Source organism: Micrococcus sp. HSID17227 (assembly GCF_003989405.1).
Taxonomy (GTDB): Bacteria; Actinomycetota; Actinomycetes; order Actinomycetales; family Micrococcaceae; genus Micrococcus; species Micrococcus luteus.
In genome coordinates this window covers 1-4,927 of the sequence record NZ_RBLN01000163.1, presented here as the reverse complement: position 1 = coordinate 4,927, position 4,927 = coordinate 1, and the positions used below count along the sequence as shown (strand labels likewise).

General features: G+C 74.2%; 6 protein-coding genes and 1 pseudogene. 3 read left to right on the top strand and 4 right to left on the bottom strand.

Features of this window, described 5'->3' with window-relative positions:
- The 3 genes from D8M29_RS08540 to D8M29_RS08530 all read left to right on the top strand — a co-directional run.
- On the top strand, window positions 1-232 hold a 232-nt coding region (locus D8M29_RS08540), incomplete at its 5' end, for a GNAT family N-acetyltransferase (RefSeq protein WP_127445906.1).
- A gap of 26 nt (window positions 233-258) precedes the next feature.
- Window positions 259-1,350, top strand: coding sequence for a tRNA (adenosine(37)-N6)-threonylcarbamoyltransferase complex transferase subunit TsaD (tsaD, locus tag D8M29_RS08535; protein WP_127435380.1), 1,092 nt, complete (start codon window positions 259-261; stop codon window positions 1,348-1,350).
- Between the two features lie 50 nt (window positions 1,351-1,400).
- Window positions 1,401-1,931 carry a hypothetical protein gene (locus tag D8M29_RS08530; protein WP_036338020.1) on the top strand — a complete coding sequence of 177 codons (531 nt, stop codon included), beginning with the start codon at window positions 1,401-1,403 and terminating at the stop codon, window positions 1,929-1,931.
- An 8-nt stretch (window positions 1,932-1,939) separates the two neighbouring features.
- Here the strand turns inward: D8M29_RS08530 and D8M29_RS08525 are convergent, their stop codons facing one another.
- From D8M29_RS08525 to D8M29_RS08510, 4 genes and pseudogenes are all read right to left on the bottom strand, one after another.
- Window positions 1,940-2,971, bottom strand: a complete 1,032-nt coding sequence (locus D8M29_RS08525; protein WP_127435379.1) for a cation diffusion facilitator family transporter — start codon at window positions 2,969-2,971, stop codon at window positions 1,940-1,942.
- Window positions 2,968-3,471, bottom strand: coding sequence for an ABC transporter substrate-binding protein (locus D8M29_RS08520; RefSeq protein WP_036338026.1), 504 nt, complete (start codon window positions 3,469-3,471; stop codon window positions 2,968-2,970). The genes D8M29_RS08525 and D8M29_RS08520 overlap by 4 nt, the downstream gene beginning before the upstream one ends.
- A complete protein-coding gene (locus D8M29_RS08515; RefSeq protein ID WP_036338029.1) occupies window positions 3,468-4,499 on the bottom strand; it encodes an NAD-dependent epimerase/dehydratase family protein in 1,032 nt (343 codons plus the stop codon). The genes D8M29_RS08520 and D8M29_RS08515 overlap by 4 nt, the downstream gene beginning before the upstream one ends.
- Window positions 4,496-4,927: pseudogene (locus D8M29_RS08510) on the bottom strand (glutathione-dependent formaldehyde dehydrogenase); the annotation flags it as partial. The pseudogene D8M29_RS08510 and the gene D8M29_RS08515, both read right to left, overlap by 4 nt.

Here is a 4,927-nt window from a genome sequence, read left to right as displayed (position 1 = left end):
GACCGTGGGCACGGTCGCGGCGGCGCAGGGGCGGGGGATCGGAGCGGCCCAGCTGCGCTGGATGGCCGCGGAGGCCGCGGCGCGCGGTGCGAGCTCGCTCATGCTCGAGGTCCGGGCCTCCAACGCCGCCGCCCGGCGGGTCTACGCGCGCCACGGATTCCAGGAGCTGCATGTGCGCCGCCACTACTACCCGGGCGGCGAGGACGCCGTGATCATGCGCAAGGCCCTGTGACCCGTCCGCTCACTAGACTGGAGCCCATGCCCACCGCCACCGCAGCCCCCCTCGTGCTCGGCATCGAGTCCTCCTGCGACGAGACCGGCGTCGGCGTCGTCCGCGGCACCGCCCTGCTGGCCCACGAGGTCGCCTCCTCCGTCGAGGAGCACGTGCGCTTCGGCGGCGTAATCCCGGAGATCGCCGCCCGCGCCCACCTCGAGGCCCTCGTGCCCACGATCCGCCGCGCCCTGGACACCGCCGACGTCACCCTCGCGGACCTCGACGCGATCGCCGTCACCTCCGGCCCGGGTCTGGCGGGCGCGCTCATGGTGGGGGTCGCAGGGGCGAAGGCGCTCGCCACGGCCCTCGACACGCCCCTCTACGGCATCAACCACCTCGTGGCGCACGTGGGCGTCGGCATACTGGACGGCGTGCGGCCCGCGCAGTGGGACGACCTGCCCGCGGACTTGGGCGCGCTGCTCGTCTCCGGCGGGCACACCGAGATCCTGCGCGTGGGCCGGATCAGCTCCGAGGTCGAGCTGCTGGGCTCGACCATCGACGACGCGGCCGGCGAGGCGTATGACAAGGTCGCCCGGCTCATCGGGGCGGGCTATCCCGGGGGCCCCGTGATCGACCGGCTCGCCGCCCAGGGCGACCCGACGGCCTTCCGCTTCCCGCGCGGGCTCACCGCGGGCAAGTTCGTCGGCAGCGCCGAGGAGCCCGGCCCGCACCGGCACGACTGGTCCTTCTCCGGGCTGAAGACAGCCGTCTCCCGCGCCGTGGAGCAGTTCGAGGCGCGCGGCCTCGAGGTGCCGCGCGCGGACATCGCCGCCTCCTTCCAGGAGGCCGTCGCGGACGTGATCACCGCCAAGGCCGTCCGCGCCTGCCGCGAGCACGGGCTCACCCACCTGATGCTCGGCGGCGGCGTCGCGGCGAACTCGCGCCTGCGCGCCCTGCTCTCCGACCGGTGCCGCTCCGCCGGCATCGAGCTGACCGTCCCGCCCGTGAACCTGTGCACCGACAACGGGGCGATGGTCGCCGCGCTCGGCGCACGCCTGGTGCGCGACGGCGTCGCCCCCTCCGACGCGTGGTTCGGCGCGGACCCGGGACAGCCGGTCGAGGTCGTCAGCGTCTGACCGCGCCCGGTCTCTTGCCGCCACGCCCACGCGTTCCGTAGACAGGGCCCATGACCGGCCATGAGCACCCCCGCCCCGAGTCCACCTCCGCCGCCGTAGACGAGCAGATGCTGGAGGACTTCCTCAATCAGCACCTGCTCGGCTCCCGCTCCGGTGTGAAGGCGTTCCGCGCGGCCGAGCAGACCTGGGCCGGCACCTCGCAGGAGGCCGCGCTGCGCCGCCTCGGCGACGCCGTCCAGGACGACCAGGACCGCCTCGAGGCGCTCATCGGCGAGCTGGGCCTCCGCACCCCGCTGGTGGACCGGGCCGCCGGAGCGGCGGCCGAGGTCGGTGGACGCCTCAACCCCGTGAACGCGCTGCGCACGCGCGGCTCCGGCTGGACGCAGATCGAACTGGACCTGCTGCAGGGCATGCTCCAGGCCAAGTCCGCGATGTGGCACGTCCTCGAACAGCTGGCTCCGCACCTGCCGGCGGTCGACGCCGCCGAGATGCACGCCCTGCGCGAGAACGCCGCGGACCAGCAGCGCGAGGTCCAGCGCATCACCTCCGCCACCCTCGAGGGCCGGTTCCTGACCGGCTGAGGCCCGGGCTACTCCTCGCCCGTCTGATGCTCCCCGGACCGGCCGCCGTGCACCTCGGCGGGCAGCTCGGCCACCGGGGCGACGACGACGTCCTGCAGCTTCCAGTCCAGGTCGGCGATCGCGTCCCGCAGCGCGCAGCAGCGGCTCACCGTCACATCCGCCCCCTCGTGCGGCACCACGAACATCTCGACGTGGAACACGTGGCCCTCGTCCCGGACGCGGGCGCCCGCGTGGCGCACCCACGGCTCCGCCCAGGCGACCCGCTCGGCACGGTCGATGAGCGGGTGCGGCCGGGCGCCTTCGATCGTGGCGGCGCGACGGTCCGCCAGGTTCGTGACGGCCTCCTTCAGGTTCTTCCAGCCGTCCAGCACGATGCTCACGCCCACGAAGATCGCCGCAGCGGAGTCCGCCCACCACCAGCCCAGGCCGATGCCGGCCACGCCGACGATGGTCGCCACGCCCGTCTGCCAGTCCGCCTTGTTCATGTCCGCGTCCGCGTACAGCACGCGGTCGTGGAGCTGCTCGGCCAGCCTGAGCTTCTTGTGGCCGAGGATCATGGGCCCCGGCACGGACAGGGCCATCACGGCCATCATGAACCAGCCCTGCCACACGGTGTGCCCGAACAGGTGGAACGTGCCGATGGGCGGGTGCTCCGCCGTCACCAGGCCCAGGAGGGAGTCGCAGACGAGGACCACGCCCATCACGGACAGGGCGACGGCGGCCACGAGGTGCCCCACCCCGACGGACCGGTGAGAGCCGTAGGGCCGGGCCCGCGTCGGGGCCATGCGGGCCACGCGCAGGGCGACGAGGAACGCGATCGGCGGGATCAGGGAGAGCAGGTCCTCGATCCACGCGGCCCGCATGGCCTGCGAGGAGCCCATCACGACCGCCACGAGGACGATCGTGACCACGATCACCCCCAGCGTCGCCCATTCGAGCCGCTTGGCCTGCTGGACCACGCGCTCGATCTCCGGGGGCAGCTCCGTGGCGCCGAACCGGCGCCCGCTCGGCCCCCTCTCGCGGGTGTCCTGCCGCGTCATCGGGCAGCCTCCGCTGCGCGCTGGTCGAAGTACGCCTCGAGGGCCGTGAGCATCTGATTCTCACCCAGGGGCACGGCCATCACGAGCTTCACCGGCTCGCCGTCCGGACCCTGCGCCTCGGCGTAGTCGCGGGTGATGCTCGCGTGCGACGTCCACGGGGACGCCGAGGTCAGGCCGCCGGCCACCAGGTCCACGTCGCCCTTCTCCAGTGCGGTCATGAGCGCCTCCTCCCCGGCCACGGTCCACTCGACGCGTGCGTCGTGCGCCGCGGCGAAGCCGCGGATCAGGTCGGGCTCGGGGCCGACGGGCTCGGCGCCCGAGACGTCCACGTGAGGCGGGTGGTGCACGACGCCGACGCGCAGCACCCCGCCCGTGACGCGGTCCAGGGTGCCGTCCGGGTCGGCGGGATAGCCGGAGGAGGTGCAGGCGGTGAACCCGAGGGCGGCGCTCCCGAGCAGGCCCGTCAGGGCGGCCCGGCGGGTGAGGGTCCTCGTCCTCATTCCGTGGGCGAGTGCGAGCGGTGCCCGGCGTTGCCGAGGCCTTCGGCGCCGTCGAGATGGTCGAGCACGAGGCGGACCGCCTCCCGGGCGTCGGTGGTCTCGGACCAGCCGGTCGCGGCGCGCAGGGCCGTGGTGTCCATGATGGGCACCGCCGCCGCCATGTCCACCCACCCCGGGTCGGTGGGCTGCAGCCGTGCCCGGTAGGTCAGCGCCGCGGCCGCTCGGAACAGGCCCACGGGCAGCTCCAGGATGCGGCGCGCCCCGAGGACGGTGCCCATGGTGTGCGCGTCCAGCACGGGTTCGGCGGCCACATTGAAGGCCCCGCCCGCGCGGTGGGCGATCACGCGCCAGTACGCGTCCGCCACGTCCTGGGCCGTGAGCGCCTGGAATCGCAGGCCCCGCGGGAACGGCAGCACCGGAGCGCGCAGGCGGGCGACCAGCCGGGCGGGGACGAGGTCGCCCAAGAAGTAGTCCTTGATCTCGGGCCCGGCGGCGGACTGGAAGATCAGCCCGGGGCGCAGCCGGGTCACGAGCATCTCGGGGTGCTCGGCCTGCACGCGGTCGAGGATCGACTCGACCTCGGCCTTCTGTGCGGCGTAGTGCGAGGTGGGGACCCCGGTGGTGGGATGGGACTCGGCCACGGCGCGGCCCTTCGGGCCGGGCCCGTACGCGCCCACCGAGGACGCGTAGACCAGGTGCGGCACGCCCGCCTCGGCCACGGCCCGGAACACGCGCTCGTTGCCGGCCACGTTGACGGCGCGCAGGTGGTCGCGGTCGCGGTTGGGGCGGATCACCCACACCAGGTCGACGACGGCGTCCGCGCCGGCGACGATGTCGTGCAGCCGCCCCGCCGCCGTGGGCTCCGCGACGTCCAGGCGGTGCCACTCGACGCCGTCGTAGGGCGCTCCGGCCCGGTCCGGGCCGCGCCGACTCACGCCCACGATCGAGCTCACCTCGTCCGCGGCCTGGAGGCGGTGCAGGACAGCGGTGCCCACGTTGCCGGTGGCGCCCAGGACGACGATCCTCACGGCTTCAGGACCACCTTGACGCAGCCGTCCTCCTTCTTCTGGAACGTCTCGTAGAGGGCGGGGGCATCCTCGAGCGGGGCGGTGTGCGTGGTCAGGTCGAGCACGCCGAGGGGGTCGGACGGGTCGTCGAGCAGGGGCAGCAGGTCGTCCACCCAGCGACGGACGTTGCACTGGCCCATCGTCAGGGTGACCTGCTTGTCGAACAGGGTGAGCATCGGCATCGGGTCCTTCATGCCGCCGTAGACCCCGGAGAGCGACACCGTGCCGCCGCGCCGGACCGCGTCGATCGCGGTGTGGAGGGCGCTCAGGCGGTCGACGCCGGCGGTCTTCATGGCCGCCCGGCCGAGCGCGTCGGGCAGCAGGCCCACGGCGGTGTGGGCCGCATGCCCCGCCGGGGAGGCGTGCGCCTCCATGCCGACCGCGTCCAC

Excerpts from the sequence above, each read along its gene's own strand:
- D8M29_RS08525 (WP_127435379.1), bottom strand. The coding sequence starts at position 2,971 with ATGACGCGGCAGGACACCCGCGAGAGGGGGCCGAGCGGGCGCCGGTTC.
- tsaD (WP_127435380.1), top strand. The coding sequence starts at position 259 with ATGCCCACCGCCACCGCAGCCCCCCTCGTGCTCGGCATCGAGTCCTCC.
- D8M29_RS08530 (WP_036338020.1), top strand. The coding sequence starts at position 1,401 with ATGACCGGCCATGAGCACCCCCGCCCCGAGTCCACCTCCGCCGCCGTA.
- D8M29_RS08520 (WP_036338026.1), bottom strand. The coding sequence starts at position 3,471 with ATGAGGACGAGGACCCTCACCCGCCGGGCCGCCCTGACGGGCCTGCTC.